The organism is Serratia sp. CY47280 (assembly GCF_052168655.1).
GTDB lineage: Bacteria > Pseudomonadota > Gammaproteobacteria > Enterobacterales > Enterobacteriaceae > Serratia > Serratia bockelmannii.
The window spans coordinates 799,945-815,243 of the sequence record NZ_JBJNMG010000002.1 but is presented as its reverse complement, the minus strand read 5'-3'; the positions used below and the strand labels follow the sequence as shown (position 1 = coordinate 815,243).

General features: G+C 58.2%; 17 protein-coding genes. 3 read left to right on the top strand and 14 right to left on the bottom strand.

The annotated features are described in order from the left end of the window. Positions 1–90 precede the first annotated feature (90 nt). The 4 genes from potF to ACJ8J4_RS13415 all read right to left on the bottom strand — a co-directional run bounded on the left by potF (position 91) and on the right by ACJ8J4_RS13415 (position 3,494). The gene (gene potF / locus ACJ8J4_RS13430; RefSeq protein ID WP_043137777.1) at positions 91–1,200 is read right to left on the bottom strand and encodes a spermidine/putrescine ABC transporter substrate-binding protein PotF; all 1,110 of its coding nucleotides are present in this window, start codon (positions 1,198–1,200) and stop codon (positions 91–93) included. A 406-nt stretch (positions 1,201–1,606) separates the two neighbouring features. Beyond that, on the bottom strand, positions 1,607–2,086 hold the full coding sequence (locus tag ACJ8J4_RS13425; RefSeq protein ID WP_004938666.1) for a YbjN domain-containing protein: 480 nt from the start codon (positions 2,084–2,086) through the stop codon (positions 1,607–1,609). A 136-nt stretch (positions 2,087–2,222) separates the two neighbouring features. Further along, complete coding sequence (gene rimK / locus ACJ8J4_RS13420; RefSeq protein ID WP_025302234.1) at positions 2,223–3,125, bottom strand: 30S ribosomal protein S6--L-glutamate ligase; 903 nt, start codon at positions 3,123–3,125, stop codon at positions 2,223–2,225. A gap of 54 nt (positions 3,126–3,179) precedes the next feature. Continuing rightward, on the bottom strand, positions 3,180–3,494 hold the full coding sequence (locus ACJ8J4_RS13415; RefSeq protein WP_025302233.1) for a YbjC family protein: 315 nt from the start codon (positions 3,492–3,494) through the stop codon (positions 3,180–3,182). Between the two features lie 230 nt (positions 3,495–3,724). Between ACJ8J4_RS13415 and ACJ8J4_RS13410 the strand changes: the two genes are divergently transcribed. Beyond that, the gene (locus ACJ8J4_RS13410) at positions 3,725–3,988 is read left to right on the top strand and encodes a GrxA family glutaredoxin (RefSeq protein ID WP_004938676.1); all 264 of its coding nucleotides are present in this window, start codon (positions 3,725–3,727) and stop codon (positions 3,986–3,988) included. A 39-nt stretch (positions 3,989–4,027) separates the two neighbouring features. On the opposite strand, the gene ACJ8J4_RS13405 is transcribed toward ACJ8J4_RS13410, so the two are convergent. Then, a complete protein-coding gene (locus ACJ8J4_RS13405; RefSeq protein ID WP_025302232.1) occupies positions 4,028–4,417 on the bottom strand; it encodes an inner membrane protein YbjM in 390 nt (129 codons plus the stop codon). Between the two features lie 294 nt (positions 4,418–4,711). On the opposite strand from ACJ8J4_RS13405, the gene ACJ8J4_RS13400 reads away from it, so the two are divergent. Next, a complete protein-coding gene (locus ACJ8J4_RS13400) occupies positions 4,712–6,400 on the top strand; it encodes an aspartate:alanine antiporter (protein WP_049205954.1) in 1,689 nt (562 codons plus the stop codon). 293 nt (positions 6,401–6,693) lie between these two features. Here the strand turns inward: ACJ8J4_RS13400 and ACJ8J4_RS13395 are convergent, their stop codons facing one another. The 8 genes from ACJ8J4_RS13395 to ACJ8J4_RS13360 all read right to left on the bottom strand — a co-directional run bounded on the left by ACJ8J4_RS13395 (position 6,694) and on the right by ACJ8J4_RS13360 (position 13,660). Then, complete coding sequence (locus ACJ8J4_RS13395; protein WP_072265518.1) at positions 6,694–6,912, bottom strand: DNA-binding transcriptional regulator; 219 nt, start codon at positions 6,910–6,912, stop codon at positions 6,694–6,696. Between the two features lie 99 nt (positions 6,913–7,011). Further along, positions 7,012–8,160, bottom strand: a complete 1,149-nt coding sequence (locus tag ACJ8J4_RS13390) for a phage late control D family protein (protein WP_188240390.1) — start codon at positions 8,158–8,160, stop codon at positions 7,012–7,014. Further along, on the bottom strand, positions 8,157–8,633 hold the full coding sequence (locus ACJ8J4_RS13385) for a phage tail protein (RefSeq protein WP_188240391.1): 477 nt from the start codon (positions 8,631–8,633) through the stop codon (positions 8,157–8,159). Before ACJ8J4_RS13385 ends, ACJ8J4_RS13390 begins: the two co-directional genes overlap by 4 nt. A gap of 3 nt (positions 8,634–8,636) precedes the next feature. Further along, positions 8,637–11,483 (bottom strand): phage tail tape measure protein, encoded by a 2,847-nt coding sequence (locus ACJ8J4_RS13380; protein WP_188240392.1) that lies wholly within the window; start codon positions 11,481–11,483, stop codon positions 8,637–8,639. Next, complete coding sequence (locus ACJ8J4_RS13375; protein ID WP_023456045.1) at positions 11,476–11,598, bottom strand: GpE family phage tail protein; 123 nt, start codon at positions 11,596–11,598, stop codon at positions 11,476–11,478. The genes ACJ8J4_RS13380 and ACJ8J4_RS13375 overlap by 8 nt, the downstream gene beginning before the upstream one ends. A 32-nt stretch (positions 11,599–11,630) precedes the next feature. Continuing rightward, entirely contained in the window at positions 11,631–11,912 is a 282-nt protein-coding gene (locus ACJ8J4_RS13370; RefSeq protein WP_060418393.1) for a phage tail assembly protein, read from the bottom strand. 53 nt (positions 11,913–11,965) lie between these two features. Beyond that, positions 11,966–12,475: a phage major tail tube protein gene (locus ACJ8J4_RS13365; RefSeq protein ID WP_023447563.1), complete on the bottom strand. Its 510-nt coding sequence runs from the start codon at positions 12,473–12,475 to the stop codon at positions 11,966–11,968. 15 nt (positions 12,476–12,490) lie between these two features. Further along, a complete protein-coding gene (locus ACJ8J4_RS13360) occupies positions 12,491–13,660 on the bottom strand; it encodes a phage tail sheath protein (protein ID WP_049278485.1) in 1,170 nt (389 codons plus the stop codon). Between the two features lie 660 nt (positions 13,661–14,320). On the opposite strand from ACJ8J4_RS13360, the gene ACJ8J4_RS13355 reads away from it, so the two are divergent. Further along, positions 14,321–14,605, top strand: a complete 285-nt coding sequence (locus ACJ8J4_RS13355; protein ID WP_049278484.1) for a biofilm development regulator YmgB/AriR family protein — start codon at positions 14,321–14,323, stop codon at positions 14,603–14,605. Positions 14,606–14,773: 168 nt separating this feature from the next. Here the strand turns inward: ACJ8J4_RS13355 and ACJ8J4_RS13350 are convergent, their stop codons facing one another. After that, entirely contained in the window at positions 14,774–15,298 is a 525-nt protein-coding gene (locus ACJ8J4_RS13350; protein ID WP_188240393.1) for a tail fiber assembly protein, read from the bottom strand. Position 15,299 lies beyond the last annotated feature (1 nt).

Genomic DNA, 15,299 nt, shown 5'->3' with positions numbered 1-15,299 from the left:
ACCACGGCGAGTGCCGTGGCCCAAAACAGCAGTGCAGGCGGGGAGCGCCCGCCTGCCGGTTTACCGACGATCGGGGGTATCCCCCCATCATCACTTCCCGCTTTTAACTTTAGTCCATGCGCGGGTAATGACACGATCCAGCTTCGGCGACTGCACGTTGAGCGTGAACAGCTTGGCGCGCAGATCGGCCGGCGGATAGACGTTCGGGTTCTCGCGCACCTCGGCCTTCACCAGCGGCGTGGAATCTTTCACCGCATTGGCGTAATAGACATAGTTGCTGATGCCCGCCATCACGTCAGGTTTCATCAGGAAGTTCAGGAACTGGTACGCGGCGTCTTTGTTCTTGGCGTCCGCCGGCATGGCGAACATGTCGAAGTAGGTCAGCGCCCCTTCTTTCGGGATCGCATAGGCCACGTTCACGCCGTTCTTCGCCTCTTTGGCGCGGTTGGCCGCCTGCATCACGTCGCCGGACCAGCCGATCGCCACGCAGATATCGCCGTTAGCCAAATCGTTGATGTACTGTGAAGAGTGGAAGTAACGAATGCTCGGCCGCAGCTTCAGCAGCAGATCGTTGGCCGCGCCGGTATAGTCCGCCGCATTGGTGCTGTTGGGATCCTTGCCCAGGTAGTGCAGCACGGTGGCGTAAACCTCACTCGGCGCATCGAGGAAGGAGACGCCGCAGCTTTTCAGCTTCTCGAGGTTTTCCGGCTTGAGGATCAGATCCCAGCTGTCGACCGGCGCGTCTTTGCCTAATGCCGCCTTCACCTTGTCGACATTGTAGCCGATGCCGGTGGTCACCATCAGGTATGGGATGCCGTATTTGTTGTCTTTGTCATTATGTGCAACCAGCTTCAGCATCTCGGGATCGAGATTCTTGTAGTTGGGCATTTTGCTCTTGTCGAGCGGCTCGAAGATGCCGGCCTGCGACTGGCGCTCGAGGAAGTTGGATGAAGGAACCACCAGATCATAACCGGTGCTGCCCGCCATCAGTTTGCCTTCCAACACTTCGTTGGAGTCAAAGACGTCGTACACCACTTTGATGCCGGTTTCTTTCTGGAATTTGGCCAGGGTATCCGGCGCGATATAGTCGGACCAGTTATACACGTGCAGCGTTTTCTCTTCGGCTGACGCCGTGACGGACGCGGCCATCAACAGACCGGCAACCACACCCGATAACCACTTTTTACGTTGGGTGACCATCCGTAACTTCCTCCAAAACAGGGTAAATCATAGAATTGAACTTGTATCTGCAGCGATACAAAACCTTTCCTGATTGAGCGCAATCGTTGCAACCGCGAAATGAATGGCTATGCATATGATTGCATGCGCCTTTTTGCACTGCCCTGCTCGCGTGGTTACAAGGGAAATCGCAAGCCCTTTGCAGAATCAGCAGCATAGCCGCTGCCATCGCAACCCGCCAGCCCCCAGGGTAAAAAACGCCATTTATCGATTTTTTATGCAGTTTTTCTCTATGTGATACGCCATTAACGGCACAAAAGACGAGAAAGATCGGGCGGCAAAGGCCAAAGTGCAGAATATTTTATTGCGGAAGGGAATAACGGCAGCATGCCGCCGGAGCGACGGCATGCTTAAGGTACGGCGAGGATCAGTGCAGCATCGGCTGACGCACGGCGCCAGCGGGGATCTCTTCTTCGTCACCCATAAACAGCAGATCGTTCGCCCGCGCCTCGAGGATCACCATCGAGACCTGCTCTTCGCCCTGCTGCATGAAATGAGTGAACTGCTCGTAGGTGATGCCCACCGCCACGCTCAACGACTGGCAGACGATCAGCTTCGGCAGGTTGTCGTCCTGAATGTCGACAAAGGCCTTGATGGTCAGCGAACTGGCGTTGATCTGGCTCAGGTCCGCCACCAGCGGGATCAGCGCGGTCGGCTTCACCTCGGCCAGCGCGGAGAACAGGATGACGTTGTCCACCAGATCTATCTTGGCGTCGAACACGCCGTCGAAGTTCTGCATGTGCGGCAGGTGCAGCGCCTGGCAGGAATCGCACTCAAAGAAAGAAATGCCCGACTGATCCAGCCAGCGCCGCAACAGCGCCAAATCGGGGACAATGAGTGAATCCATAATAACCAGCCTCACAATATTCAAAACGCGAAAAGGCGCATAGCTTACGGAATATTCACCCGATACGCCACGATCAATGCGGCTTAATTCACTAATTAAGATATTGCTCGGCGGGAAAAGCGCGCCGACCGCCCCGTCAACCACCGGATTTCAGGCGGAAGCCCGGCCGGCCGCGCTGCTCGATGTATTCGATCATCATGCCGGCAATGTCCAACCCGGTGGTGGTCTCCACCCCTTCCAGCCCCGGCGACGCGTTGACCTCCATCACCAGCGGGCCGCGCTCGGCGCGCAGGATATCCACCCCGGCGACGTCCAGCCCCAGCGTGTTCGCCGCTTTGACCGCAATCGCCCGCTCCCTGGCGGTGATGGTCACTTTGCGGGCGGTGCCGCCGCGATGCAGGTTGGAGCGAAACTCGCCGGGCTTCGCCTGCCGCTCGATGGCGGCCACCACCCGGCCGCCCACCACCAGGCAGCGCACGTCGCGCCCCTGCGCCTCGCGCACGTATTCCTGCACCAGGATATGGGCATTCAACCCGCGAAAGGCGTCGATCACGCTTTCCGCCGCCTGGCGGGTTTCCGCCAGCACCACCCCGATACCCTGCGTGCCTTCCACCAGCTTGACCACCAGCGGCGCGCCGCCGACCAGCTCGATCAGGTCGCCAGTGTCGTCCGGCGAATGGGCAAAGCCGGTGATCGGCAGATCGATGCCCTGCCGCGCCAGCAGTTGCAGCGAACGCAGCTTATCGCGAGCGCGGGTAATGGCCACGGATTCGTTGAGCGGGTAGCTGCCAAGCAGCTCGAACTGGCGCAGCACCGCGGTGCCGTAAAAGGTGATGGCGGAGCCGATGCGCGGGATCACCGCGTCATAACGCTCCAACTGGCGGCCGCGATAGTGAATGGTCGGCGCCGCCGGGTTGATGTTCATATAACAGGAAAGCGGATCGATGATATCGATGCTGTGCCCGCGATCTTCCGCCGCTTCACGCAGCCGCTTGCACGAATAGAGCGTTCCGTCGCGAGAAAGAATGGCAATTTTCACTCGTCACCCCAAAAGCCAACGCCTGCCCGGCAGGCGGGTTAGCGGCCGCGGCACTCAGGCGCGCGGATCGCGGTCCTGATTATCTTTCGATGCATCCGCATCTCGCGGTTTGCGGCGATCGTTTTCCGGCGGCAACCCGCCGCGCATCAGCGGGCCAAAGCCCTGCACCACGCGCCACACCAGAAATGCCGCCGCCGGCACCATCAACGCCACGCCGAGGAAAATCATGCCGACCGCCGCCTGCTGCGATGCCAGCCAGCCAGGCAGCTGCAGGTGGCCGTGAATGCTGAGGTAGGCCAGCACCAACATCACGATACCCAGCCCTTCCAACACCAGCACCGGGCGCGGTAAGTCACCGAATGAACGCATATTTTTCTTCTCCAGAAGGTCTGCCCCCAGTGTAGTGAATTCCCGCCAACGGCGACAGCCCCGGCTGACTAATTGGTTACATGAATCAGATTAACAGGTAATTCCTGCTTTTTTTTCATGGCCTCAACGGGCATAGTAGGCGCCATCTGACGCAGGTAATGACTTTTTCGGTGACGGGATGTCGTTGCAATAGCGAACCATTTATTGAAAATCCAATTAAGGAGCGTTGCATGTTTGCAGTAATCTTCGGGCGTCCTGGCTGTCCTTATTGTGTCCGCGCTAAAGAACTGGCGGAAAAACTGACTGAAGAACGCGACGATTTCAACTTCCGTTACGTTGACATCCACGCGGAAGGCATCACCAAGGCCGATCTGGAAAAAACCGTCGGTAAACCGGTTGAAACCGTGCCGCAGATCTTCCTGGATGAGAAGCACATCGGCGGTTGCACCGATTTCGAAGCTTACGCCAAAGAACACCTGAACCTGTTCCAGTAAGTTTTTGAACGACAAAAAAGGCGCTTAACGCGCCTTTTTTTATTGCCGCTGCCGCCGGTGCAGCTGCTGCAGCGTCTGCAACAGGCCGAGGGCGAACAGCATCAGCATCGCGCCGAACACGCACCAGAACACCGCGCTGGTGGCATAAGCCAACTCCTGCCAGAACGAATAGGACGGCGTCAGCCAGAAGTGGCGGATCAGCAGGCACAGCGGCAGCGCATACAGCGCGCCAAGCAACGGGCAAAGCAGCCGCTTGCGGCTCGACAGATAGCTGGCGATCGCACCGGGGACAACGAACAGCAGCAGGCCGGTTTCCCCGTGGTGCTCATGATCCGTGCTGCCGAACAGGCCGGTTTGCTGGCCGAGAAACACCAGGCTGAACAACAGAAAACAGCTGAGAATGCCCAGCCAATATCGATAACTCGTCATGCGAATTCTCCCCCGCCCAATTACCGCATCAATAGAAATCGGTCCGGCCACCCGTGAGGTGACGCTAAACCGAATTTTTTCCTTGGTCAAAAGAGAGTTAAATGCGCACGGCGGCGCAGGAAATCAGCTTTCTGTGCTGGCTGTCATCGGTCATAGCGTCTAGAATGAACGCCGCCGAACGATGGTTCGCTTCGCTTTCTGCTGGTGGTGATTTATGACGTCGTTTTAAGGCTGAATTTATCTCTTATAGTTATCTATATCAAGCACTTACTGGTAAACAATAAGTTATCCTCCGTGAACATAAACGTCGCTAGTTTGTTAAACGGTAACTACATTCTGTTACTGTTCGTGGTACTCGCACTGGGGCTGTGCCTCGGTAAACTCCGTCTGGGCTCCGTCCAACTCGGTAATTCCATTGGCGTTTTGGTGGTTTCCCTGCTGCTCGGCCAGCAACACTTCGCCATTAACACCGAGGCGCTGAATCTCGGCTTCATGCTGTTTATTTTCTGCGTCGGCGTAGAAGCCGGGCCCAACTTTTTCTCGATTTTCTTCCGCGACGGCAAAAACTACCTGATGCTGGCGTTGGTGATGGTCGGCTCGGCGATGGTGCTCGCCGTCGGTCTCGGCAAGCTGTTCCACTGGGACATCGGCCTGACCGCCGGCATGCTGGCCGGCTCGATGACCTCCACGCCGGTGCTGGTGGGCGCCGGCGACACGCTACGCAACACCATCGTCAACGGCCCGGCGCTGCTGGCGGCGCAGGATCATCTGAGCCTCGGCTACGCCCTCACCTACCTGATCGGTCTGGTCAGCCTGATCTTCGGCGCGCGCTACCTGCCGAAGCTGCAACACCAGGACCTGTCCACCTCTGCCCAGCAGATCGCCCGCGAACGCGGCCTGGACACCGACAGCCAGCGCAAGGTCTACCTGCCGGTGATCCGCGCCTACCGCGTCGGCCCCGAGCTGGTGGCCTGGGCCGACGGCAAGAACCTGCGTGAACTGGGCATCTACCGCCAGACCGGCTGTTACATCGAACGCATCCGCCGCAACGGCATTTTGGCCAACCCGGACGGTGACGCGGTGCTGCAGGTGGGCGACGAGATCTCGCTGGTCGGCTACCCGGACGCCCACGCGCGGCTGGACCCGAGCTTCCGCAACGGCAAGGAAGTGTTCGATCGCGATCTGCTCGACATGCGCATCGTCACCGAAGAGATCGTGGTGAAGAACAGCAACGCGGTGAACAAACGCCTGAGCCAGCTAAAGCTGACCGACCACGGCTGCTTCCTCAACCGCGTGATCCGCAGCCAGATCGAAATGCCGATCGACGACAGCATCGTGCTCAACAAAGGCGACGTGTTGCAGGTGAGCGGCGACGCGCGCCGGGTGAAGAGCGTGGCGGAGAAAATTGGCTTTATCTCGATTCACAGCCAGGTGACCGATCTGCTGGCGTTCTGCGCCTTCTTCATCATCGGCCTTTTGATCGGCCAGATCACCATACAGTTCAGCAACTTCTCGTTCGGCATCGGCAACGCCGCCGGCCTGCTGATGTCCGGCATCATGCTCGGCTTCCTGCGCGCCAACCACCCGACCTTCGGCTACATTCCGCAGGGCGCGCTGAACATGGTGAAAGAATTCGGCCTGATGGTGTTTATGGCGGGCGTAGGCCTGAGCGCCGGCGCCGGCATCGGCCACAGCCTGGGTGCGGTCGGCGGCCAGATGCTGATCGCCGGGCTGATCGTCAGCCTGGTGCCGGTGATTATCTGCTTCCTGTTCGGCGCCTATGTGCTGCGCATGAACCGCGCCCTGCTGTTCGGCGCCATCATGGGCGCCCGCACCTGCGCGCCGGCGATGGAGATCATCAGCGATACCGCGCGCAGCAACATCCCGGCGCTGGGTTACGCCGGCACCTACGCCATCGCTAACGTGCTGTTAACGCTGGCGGGTTCACTCATCGTGGTGCTATGGCCGGGCATTCTCGGCTGATCGATTAGCGGGAGAGATGGATCGGCGATAAAAATATTTTGATTTTTTTGTCGCCGGCCAGAACTTTCGTTGGGGGCCGCAGTCTGAATTAGTGCCACTGCTTTTCTTTGATGTCCCCATTTTGTGGAGCCCGATAATCCCGCCTTTTAGGTTCAAGATTATCGGGTTTTTTGTTGCTTTGAAAAATTATCCTTATAAAACAATACCTCGCAAAACACATAACTACCCTGTGGCGACAAAGTGGCGACAGCCATTTCACGGACATAAAAAAACCTGCTTTCGCAGGCTTCTTGTTAAATCCAAAGTGTTCCCTGATTGCTTCGGGTTGGGTGTGGCGGAGCGATATCAACTTTGCCCGGTGATACGATCTGCCGCTGAATAGATTCCAACGTCACAAAAGTACAACTGCAATTTATGTTTTGGCATTGATGATAACGCTCTTTAGTGTTCTCACTTAGATAGCGGCTTGTGCGGGCATGGGCGGCAGTTCGGCAAAGCGGGCAATGCATCATGTTGATATTCCCTTCTCAATCTCTCATTTGTCGCGATAATACTCCGCCCGATCGAGAACAAAACTACCTTTAAGTGAATTTACAAAACACAAATTCACATTACGAGACTTCATAAATCACATCCGACAGCAAAACCTCAAACTCCAGCGCCGTCGTAAAGCCGCTATTGCTGAGATTGTGCGTGACTTTGCTCACTATCCAGTCTTGCGCATCGATCGCCGCTTTAAACCCGCTGACGCGTACCGGCGTTTCCGGCGTGATGTTAGCCCGCCCCATGGCGAGCGACAGTGAGAACTCAGCCACACCGCGCTGAAGCTTTTCCCACTTCGCCTGTGCTGCCCGCATCGCGGCGGCCTTGGTAGCGTAAATTTTGGTGATCGCAAACACGTTATCGTCTGCCCCCACCAGATAGTCACCTTTCGCCGCCTCTACCGGTTTCCCCGGTTTTTTACTGCTGCCCGGTTTCGCCTTCGGGTGTTGCAGCGCGCGCAAATGCTGCTCTTTTGGCTTGCGCTGCAGCTTCACTTTCTTCGGCTTCGGCTGTTTTGTATTGAGCCAGCTCGCCGTTACGCCGGTGTAGGCATCCCGATCGGCAATGCTGAAACTGTGCTGATCGCCATCCTGCCGGGTGATGGTATACACCGGCAACGCCTTTCCGCCTACCGTGGCGCCGTTCCCCGGTCGCAACAACAGCAGAGCGCCATTTTTCACCGCCGCCACCGCGCCGTTGAGCGTTGCAAGTCGGGTAATAAATGCCGCGTCCGTCTCCTGCGTCTGGTCAATATGGCTGATTTTGATGGTGCCCAGACCGGCGGCCAGCGAGGCTTTCAGCTTATTGCGCGCAGCCACCTTCTGCACAATGTCGCCCAGGGTGGTGTCGTGGTAGGACTCGTCGCGCCGGGTGTTCAGCGAGCCGCGAAAATCGGCGCTACGCGCGCGAATAGTCAGCGTGTCCGGCGCGCCCCGGTGTTCGACCTCATCGACCGTAAACTGGCCCTTTGGCGTCAATGGCGAGCCTTGCCAGCCGAGCGCCAGCGACAGCACCGCATTGCGCTGAGGCATCGCCATCAGTCCGTCGCTGTCGTCCAGCTCGATGTCGAGCTGGTCTGCCTCAAAGCCCCGGTTATCCGTCAGCGACAGCGAAATCAGCCGCTTGCGGATGTTCTGCGTGATGTCGTTATCCTGCAGCAACAGCGAAAAATCCGGGGCAACTCGCGCCCCCGCTGGCAGGCTTACACCGCTTTTCATGATAATAACCCTCCCATAGCACCGGCGGCCATCTCTCCGGCTTTATCGTACAGCTCCCCGGCCTGCTGGCGCAGATCGCCAAACATCGCCGACAGGGATTCATCGACCCGCTTCAGGTTGAGCGTGAACTCTGTGCGGCGCGGGCTGCCGTCGACGAAAAACTCGGAATGCGTTTCAGAAATCGACTCGATCACAAACATGCCGTAAATCGTGCCGGTGCCTTCAATCAGCGGCCACGCCCGGCCCTGCTCGGCCATCAGTTGCAGCGTCAGCAATGACCAGCGGCCGCCGGTGATCTCCGGCAGCAGTACCCCGGACAGCGTGATTTTTTCCTCATCCATCCCCAGAAATTGCGCCGCCGGGCGCAGGCCAACGCGGGCGTTGCTCGGCCAGCGATATTCCGCGTTGCGATTCATGGACTGATAAGGCAGTGTCTGTAACATAAAGACAAACAACCCCAGCGTTAACATCATGCGTTAATCTCCGTAAGTCATGCGGCTGCGCGAGGCGGCCGCGTGTTTGCGTCGTTCGACCTCAAGCTGGCGCGAGACTTCGCGCGCAATGGAGGCCGCATCTTGACCGGGGGCGCCGTACACCTGAATCGTGATCGGGGCTGGCGCCATGGCAGGTGCAGCAGCCGGGGCCGACGCCATCATCGGCGTTGACAGCGATAACATCGCCGCCGACAGCGCCGCCGTTTTCCGGCGCCCGGTGACGTTGGCCGGGCCGTTGACGATCTCCGGGCCACGCTCGCCGACGATGCCAAACTGGCCGCTCGGGATGATGCCGCCCTTGTCGAATGCCCCCGCATAGCCCGGCCCCGGCATCAGCTCAGGCGCCGGGCGATTGTATGAAATCGCCGGGTTAACCTCCGCCTCATCGTCGCCAAACTTCATCCAGTCAGGCAGCATATCCGTGAGGCCGGAAAACTTGTCTTTCAGCGCCTGCCAGCGCTCGCTAATGCCGTCAATGACCCCGTTAATCATGTTCATCCCGGCTTCTTTGAACTGCCCCGGCAGCGCTTTAGCCCCGTTTACCAGCCCCTCCCATTTACCATTAAGCCAGCCGGTCAGCCGATCCCATGCCTGAACCGTGGCGGCGCTCAGCGCCAGCCATGCCGCGTTAACACGCTCGCCGATGGTGTCCCAGACGGCGGCGGCACGCTCTGCAATGCCGCTCGCAACGCCCCAGATGCCGGTCAGCAGACCGGGCAATCCGCCCAACAGCTGCAGCGGCAGGCTCAATCCGGCCGCGATCCATTCACCGAACATGCGCCCATAGCGCGCGGCGGTCTGGAGTTCGGCCTGTGAAGATTTCACCGGCTCGATCAGCTTGCCGAACCACTGCCAGACGTTGCGCACCATGTTCAGCAGCGGCGTAAATGCGCCAGCCAGCGGGACGAGCGCGGCGCGCATCGGCGCGAAAGCGGCGCTGAAGCCTTCGCCGATACCAGTTAAAAAGGCGCTGATAGGCTCCCAATATTTACGGATAGTCAACGCCACACCGGCAATCACCGCCGCCGCCGCGACCACCGGCAAGGTGATCACACTGAATGCGGCCGCAATCCCGGCGCCAACGGTGGTAAAGACCGTTCCCAGCAGCCCGGCCCCGGCGATCAACATATTGACCCCGGCCATCACCGGCCATGCAATAAGGCCCAGCGCGGCGAGGCCGCCGATCAAGGCCGTAACGCCCGCCGTGACTTTCACCAGTGTGCCGACCAGCTCAGGATTGGCCTTCACCCATGCTCCGGCCTTGGTCAGCCATTCAGTGGCGGAAACCGTGAGCGCGCGCAGCGCTGAGTTCTGGCCGTCGAACACCTCAATGCGAACATCTTCCCACGCCGAAAACAGGTTTTTCAGGTCGCCGTCGAGGTTGTCCACCTTCACTCGGGCAATCTGGGCCGTAGCCCCTTTTGACTGTGTGACGGTGCTGTGTTTTTCGCTCAGCTTGCCGTTACCGGCGGCGTCAATCAGCTTGATAGCGCCTTTCATCGCCTCTTCGCCGAAAATGACTTTCAGGTATTCGGCCTGCTGCGCGGTGCCGAGCTTGTTGGTTTTAAACGAGCCGTTAATTTTCTTGAGGATGTTCGCGATCGGCAGCATGTTCCCTTTGCCGTCCTTTGTTTTTACGCCCAATTCTGACAACGCATCAGCCGCCTGCCCGACGGGCGCCTGTAACCGCGTAAACATCGCACTGGCCGCCGTACCGGCCATAGACCCCTTGATGCCGTTATCTGCCAACACGCCCAGCAAGGCGGTGGTGTCCTCGATACTGGCCCCGGCCGCCTCGGCGATCGGCGCGACGTACTTCATCGCCTCGCCAAAATCCATCAGGTTGCTGTTCGAGCTGGTGAAACCTTTGGTCATCACGTCCGCGACGCGCTGGATCTCGTCTATCGGCATGTTAAACGCCGATTGCATGTTAGTGATGATGTCGGCCGCGTCGGCGATGTCCAGATCGGAGGCCAGCGCCAGATTTACCGTTGACTCGGTCGATTTCAGAATGGCATCGCCGTTAAAGCCGGACTTGGCGAGCACCGATTGCGTGCGGGCGACGTCCGTCGGCGAAAACGCGGTCGTGGCGCCAATATCCCGCGCCTGCTGGCGAATGGCGGCCAATTGCTGGTCATTTTTCGCCAGCCCTAACGTGGCTTGCGTGTCTGACATCTGCCTGTCGAACTGCACCCCCGGCGCAATAAACGCCCCTTCAGCGACCAGCCCGGCGGTAGCGATACCCAGCCCGGCCGCGCTGGTATTACGGACAGCCGCGGTTGCCGATTGCCCGGCACGGTAACGCGCGCCGACGCGGTTAACCTGCTCTTGTTTCTTGCTCAGGCGCTCCAGCTCGCCGCGCTGGCGGCCCAGCGCTGTCGTGGCTTCGCTGGCGCTGGCCTTCAACCGGCGCTGTTCGGCGCTCAGGTTCCGGGTAGCGATGCCGTCAGCGTTGAGCGCGTCACGCTGGCGCTGCACCGACTGGCGCAGGCCGTTGTATTTCGTCTGCAGCTCGGCGGCGGCGCGCTTTGATGCCTCCAGCAAGCGCGCTTGCTGCGCCGTGGGCTTTTCCGTCGCCTTGAACTGGACGGCCAGCGCGGCCGCCTCTTCCTTGGCTTTCTTCAGTGCCTTGCCGGTAACGGCAAGCTGCCCCTGCGCCTTGCGAAACCCCTCAATCCGGGCGCTTTGCGCGTCCAGAGCCTTGAGGGTTTGCTGCGTGGTTTTGATGTCAGCGGCCAGTGATTTACTGGCCTGTTGGATACTCTTTAGCGGGCGGGTGGCTTGGTCTACGGCCTTAAGCAGCACCTGTAGCTGCAGGCTTTTACTCATCGTGATTAACTCCGCTGCGTTGCAGTGCCAAATGGCGCCAGTTCAACAGCTCCGTGAGCGTCATTCCGGCCATTTCAGACGGCGGCCAGTGGAAGATCACCGCGATGTCCGCCATCAGGTCATCAACGCCCAGCCGGGCGTCGGGGATTACGCCGCCGAGTTCGGCGACAAAAAACCGACCACTTTCCCGGCCAGCGCCACCAAATCCGGCAGCTCAAGGCGCGCGCATTCTTCTTTGGTCAGGTTCGGCACGGTCACACGCGGCAGCACAACCAGCAGCGCGTCAACATCGGCGTTGGCGATCGCCGCCAGCCCGACGCCGCGCAGCGCGCCCGCGTTCGGTTTAATCACCTGCACCTCGGTGATGGTGGTTTCACCGCGCTGGATCGGGGTGTCGAGGGTAACGGTATTTTCTTTTGCGTCTTTCATGGTGTTCTCTCAAATCAGGGGAAAAGGGCCAGCCCGGCGGGCTGGCGCAAAAATTACAGGCCGATCGCCTTGCGATGCTCGGCCAGCCGGTCAACGCCGTTGACCTTTTCGACCATGTTCACCGTATCGACTTCGATCAGCTCTTTGCCGTCCACGGTCAACTTGAAGTAAGTACACTCGGTGGAAACCTTAGTTTCGGTATCCTCGCCCTGCTTGTACTCGCCAAAATCGATTTCTTTGTGGCGGCCACGCATCACCACTTCCACAGCGGACACCTCGCCGGTGTCGTCACGCTGGAAGGAACCGGCAAAGCGCAGCGGCACGGCATCGACGGCGCCCCACTGCTTCAGCACCAGCTCATCAATGCCGCCCATCGACCACTCAACGGCCAGCGCGTCATCGTCCAGCCCCATATCGATGGAGGCCGCGCCGTTCATGCCGCCGCCCCGGTATTTCTCCAGCTTGCGGGTGAGCTTCGGCAGCGTCAGCGAGGACACAACGCCCATATAGCTGTAGCCGTCGTTAAACAGGTTCAGGTATTTCAGTTTTTTCGGCAGTGCCATGTTCTAACGTCTCCTTTAGCGGTTCACGGATGCCGCAAACGTCGCCAGATAGCGATCGGTGATACGCTGGCGCAGGGTTAAATCTTCCAGCGGCGGCACCGGCGTGTAGTCGTAATCGATAAACAGCTTGCCCGCCTTCAGGGTTTCCTTGGTGTTGGCGCTTTCGTCGTACCAGCAATTACCGTCAATAATCAGCCCGGCGGATTTCAGCTCGCGGAATTTCGCGTTGATGCCGTCAATCATGTCGCGCACCAGCGTAGGCGTCACCGGGCGGTCAACGGCCCATAGGTGCGCCTCAGCCATGGTGTCGGCCAGCACCTGCGCGGTGCGGGTGTAGTTCTCGAACAGGAACAACGGATCATCGGAACAGGTGCGGGAACCCCAAAACTTGAAACCGTCTTTGCGGATCAACGTGGTGACGCAGGCTTGGTTTAACAGGTCCGCATCGGTGCCGGGCGCCTGCAAATCCCAGAACACGCTGGCGGTGATGCCGGTCACGCCGTTAACGCCGACGTTTGAAAGCGTCTTATGCCAGCCGGTTTCCGTGTCGATTTTGGCACGCAGGCCAAGCGCGCGCGCGGTGGCGTAGGCGATGTCGCTCTGGTTGGCGGTGGTGTTCCAGCTGACAAAATCCGGCCAGATCAGCATCAGCTCGCGCTGGCTGAAATTGTCGCGGTACTTGGTAGCCTCCTGCACGGTTTTGCAGCCGTAGGCGCTGATATAGCCGAACGCGCGCAACTGCTGGCAAATTCCGGCCAGCGCCGTCGCGACCTCCTGATTATCCAGCCCCGGCACACCGAGGATACGCGGCTTAACGCCCAGCTCAGCCTGTGCAGATAACAGCGCTTTCATGCCGGTATAGCGGCCTTCCGCGTTCGCGCCGCCGATGATGTTGGAGGTGGTTTCCGCCGCGTCTTTGCCGGTGGCAACGCGAACAACCACCGTGACCGGCTTCGCCTGTTCGGCGATCGCCCGCAGCGACGCCGCCAGCGTGCCTTTTTTACCGGCCTTGCCGGAAGCGGCCAGCACGTCAGTGATAAGTACCGGGGTATCGAGCGGGAAAACCGACGCGTCGGCATCCTCCGCCGTGCAGACCATGCCGACGATTGCCGTCGATACGGTGGAAATAACGCGGGTGCCGTCGTTGATTTCGACGACGCGCACGCCGTGATGATAATCGCCCATTAATTTGCTCCGGGTGGTGAGTAGGTGCAGGCATGATGACGCCCGGCGCGCCGGGCCGCACGCGGTGGGTGCTGGAAGGCCGACCAGACAACAGGCCGGGCCGGATTGGGGGATTTTGGAGGGAATAACGATCGCTCGCGCCGATCAATTACGTTGTATTGATCTACGTAATCAATTGGACGTCTGAGAGCCGGGCGGGGTAAGGTCTGGAGGTCAAGCGCGGCAACATCAGGGAAGCCGCAAACACAAAGCCCGCATCACTGCGGGCTTTTTCATGGGGGTAACGACATCTTTTCGAAAGCGCAGACTTTCGAATGGCACTTTTCCTAAGATTTCTCACTTCAGCATTTTTTGCTTGTTCAACCGGCCAAACTGCTTTAGTGTCGCCAATAGACGACACATGCCTCTCATCGTCACATGCAGTAGTTCATGTAGCTATCATCACCAAATTTCGCCCCGCCGTGGGGCATTTTTTTAAATATTTGTCCTAAATTCGTTACTTACTGTTCGTAACCACTTGCCATGAATTCAGAACATTCCTAACCTAAAAGAGTTATTCAGGGTTCGCAATCCCTTATAACACCCTTTGTAACGCTTGATACACCAGAGACAAATTTTTGCCCGCCTCGGTGGGCTCTTTCAACCAAACTAAGGATGGGAATGCCTGCTCTAAAGACGACATCTGGATTAACGGCCAAATCCGAAAAATCATTGATTGGAGGCCTTATGAGTATTCATTACCTTACCGATAGTGAAACGCAGAACTTGGAAAAGGTAGGCACGGTTCTGGGCAGATGTGTCATTGATCTTCTTGTTCGCAAAAAAATAGTCAACACCGATAATATTCTTTCTCAAATAGTCGCAGAAATGGAAAAAGCATCTGATAACGATGAATTCCAGTTATACCGCGACACATTGGAGTTTGTAGGCACGCTTTCAAAATAACCGGGGAAATGCCACTATGAAGAATGAACTCGCAACAGCAATTACCATAGGAAGCATACTACTGTTCGTCATCCTAATTGGTGCGCCGAATTTTGTAACAACTATGGTGCCATGACCATTTTCCGTTAACTTCCAAAATAAAAGCCCCGCATCGCTGCGGGCTTTTTATTAGACGCTGGGCGCAACCGGCCAATCGATATCCGGCGCATTCTGCGGATTGATGCGGCTCAGCTGCACCCGGTAAGTTTTCCAGAGCTTGAGCTGCACGATTTCCTCCTCCATCGCCATCCCTAAATCGACCGCATCCTGCAGCGGCTCAACAGCCTTACCCGCGCTCGCCAGCAATTCATTTTTTCTGGCTTCAGCCCTCGCCATCATTTCTTCGGCGGAATAGATGCGCTGGCTCACCTTCTTACCGTCAAACACCCACTCACCATTAGCCAGACAGCACTTTGGCAGTTTCGTCGGGTTCAGCTCAATAACCGATAAGCCAATCGGCCACAGCATCGACACATCACTGTTAATCGCGCAGATAATGCCGCTTTCGTCATAAGCCAGTTTTACGGTGTCCGGCGAAAACATTTTTTGCGCGGCGTACCAGTCAATACCGTTATCATCCTGAAGATAAATCACGTTCTCACCGAGGAATAATTCTTCCGGCGTGTATCTCTTCAAATTCTTAATGTGTTGCATT

Bases quoted from the DNA above. Each gene is read 5' to 3' on its own strand.
- ACJ8J4_RS13355 (WP_049278484.1), top strand. From the start codon at position 14,321: ATGCCTGCTCTAAAGACGACATCTGGATTAACGGCCAAATCCGAAAAA.
- ACJ8J4_RS13375 (WP_023456045.1), bottom strand. From the start codon at position 11,598: ATGGCGGACATCGCGGTGATCTTCCACTGGCCGCCGTCTGAAATGGCC.
- ACJ8J4_RS13425 (WP_004938666.1), bottom strand. From the start codon at position 2,086: ATGGATTCACTCATTGTCCCCGATTTGGCGCTGTTGCGGCGCTGGCTG.
- ACJ8J4_RS13395 (WP_072265518.1), bottom strand. From the start codon at position 6,912: ATGATGCATTGCCCGCTTTGCCGAACTGCCGCCCATGCCCGCACAAGC.
- potF (WP_043137777.1), bottom strand. From the start codon at position 1,200: ATGGTCACCCAACGTAAAAAGTGGTTATCGGGTGTGGTTGCCGGTCTG.
- ACJ8J4_RS13390 (WP_188240390.1), bottom strand. From the start codon at position 8,160: ATGAAAAGCGGTGTAAGCCTGCCAGCGGGGGCGCGAGTTGCCCCGGAT.
- ACJ8J4_RS13380 (WP_188240392.1), bottom strand. From the start codon at position 11,483: ATGAGTAAAAGCCTGCAGCTACAGGTGCTGCTTAAGGCCGTAGACCAA.
- ACJ8J4_RS13385 (WP_188240391.1), bottom strand. From the start codon at position 8,633: ATGATGTTAACGCTGGGGTTGTTTGTCTTTATGTTACAGACACTGCCT.
- ACJ8J4_RS13350 (WP_188240393.1), bottom strand. From the start codon at position 15,298: ATGCAACACATTAAGAATTTGAAGAGATACACGCCGGAAGAATTATTC.
- ACJ8J4_RS13370 (WP_060418393.1), bottom strand. From the start codon at position 11,912: ATGAAAGACGCAAAAGAAAATACCGTTACCCTCGACACCCCGATCCAG.
- ACJ8J4_RS13410 (WP_004938676.1), top strand. From the start codon at position 3,725: ATGTTTGCAGTAATCTTCGGGCGTCCTGGCTGTCCTTATTGTGTCCGC.
- ACJ8J4_RS13415 (WP_025302233.1), bottom strand. From the start codon at position 3,494: ATGCGTTCATTCGGTGACTTACCGCGCCCGGTGCTGGTGTTGGAAGGG.
- ACJ8J4_RS13405 (WP_025302232.1), bottom strand. From the start codon at position 4,417: ATGACGAGTTATCGATATTGGCTGGGCATTCTCAGCTGTTTTCTGTTG.
- ACJ8J4_RS13360 (WP_049278485.1), bottom strand. From the start codon at position 13,660: ATGGGCGATTATCATCACGGCGTGCGCGTCGTCGAAATCAACGACGGC.
- ACJ8J4_RS13365 (WP_023447563.1), bottom strand. From the start codon at position 12,475: ATGGCACTGCCGAAAAAACTGAAATACCTGAACCTGTTTAACGACGGC.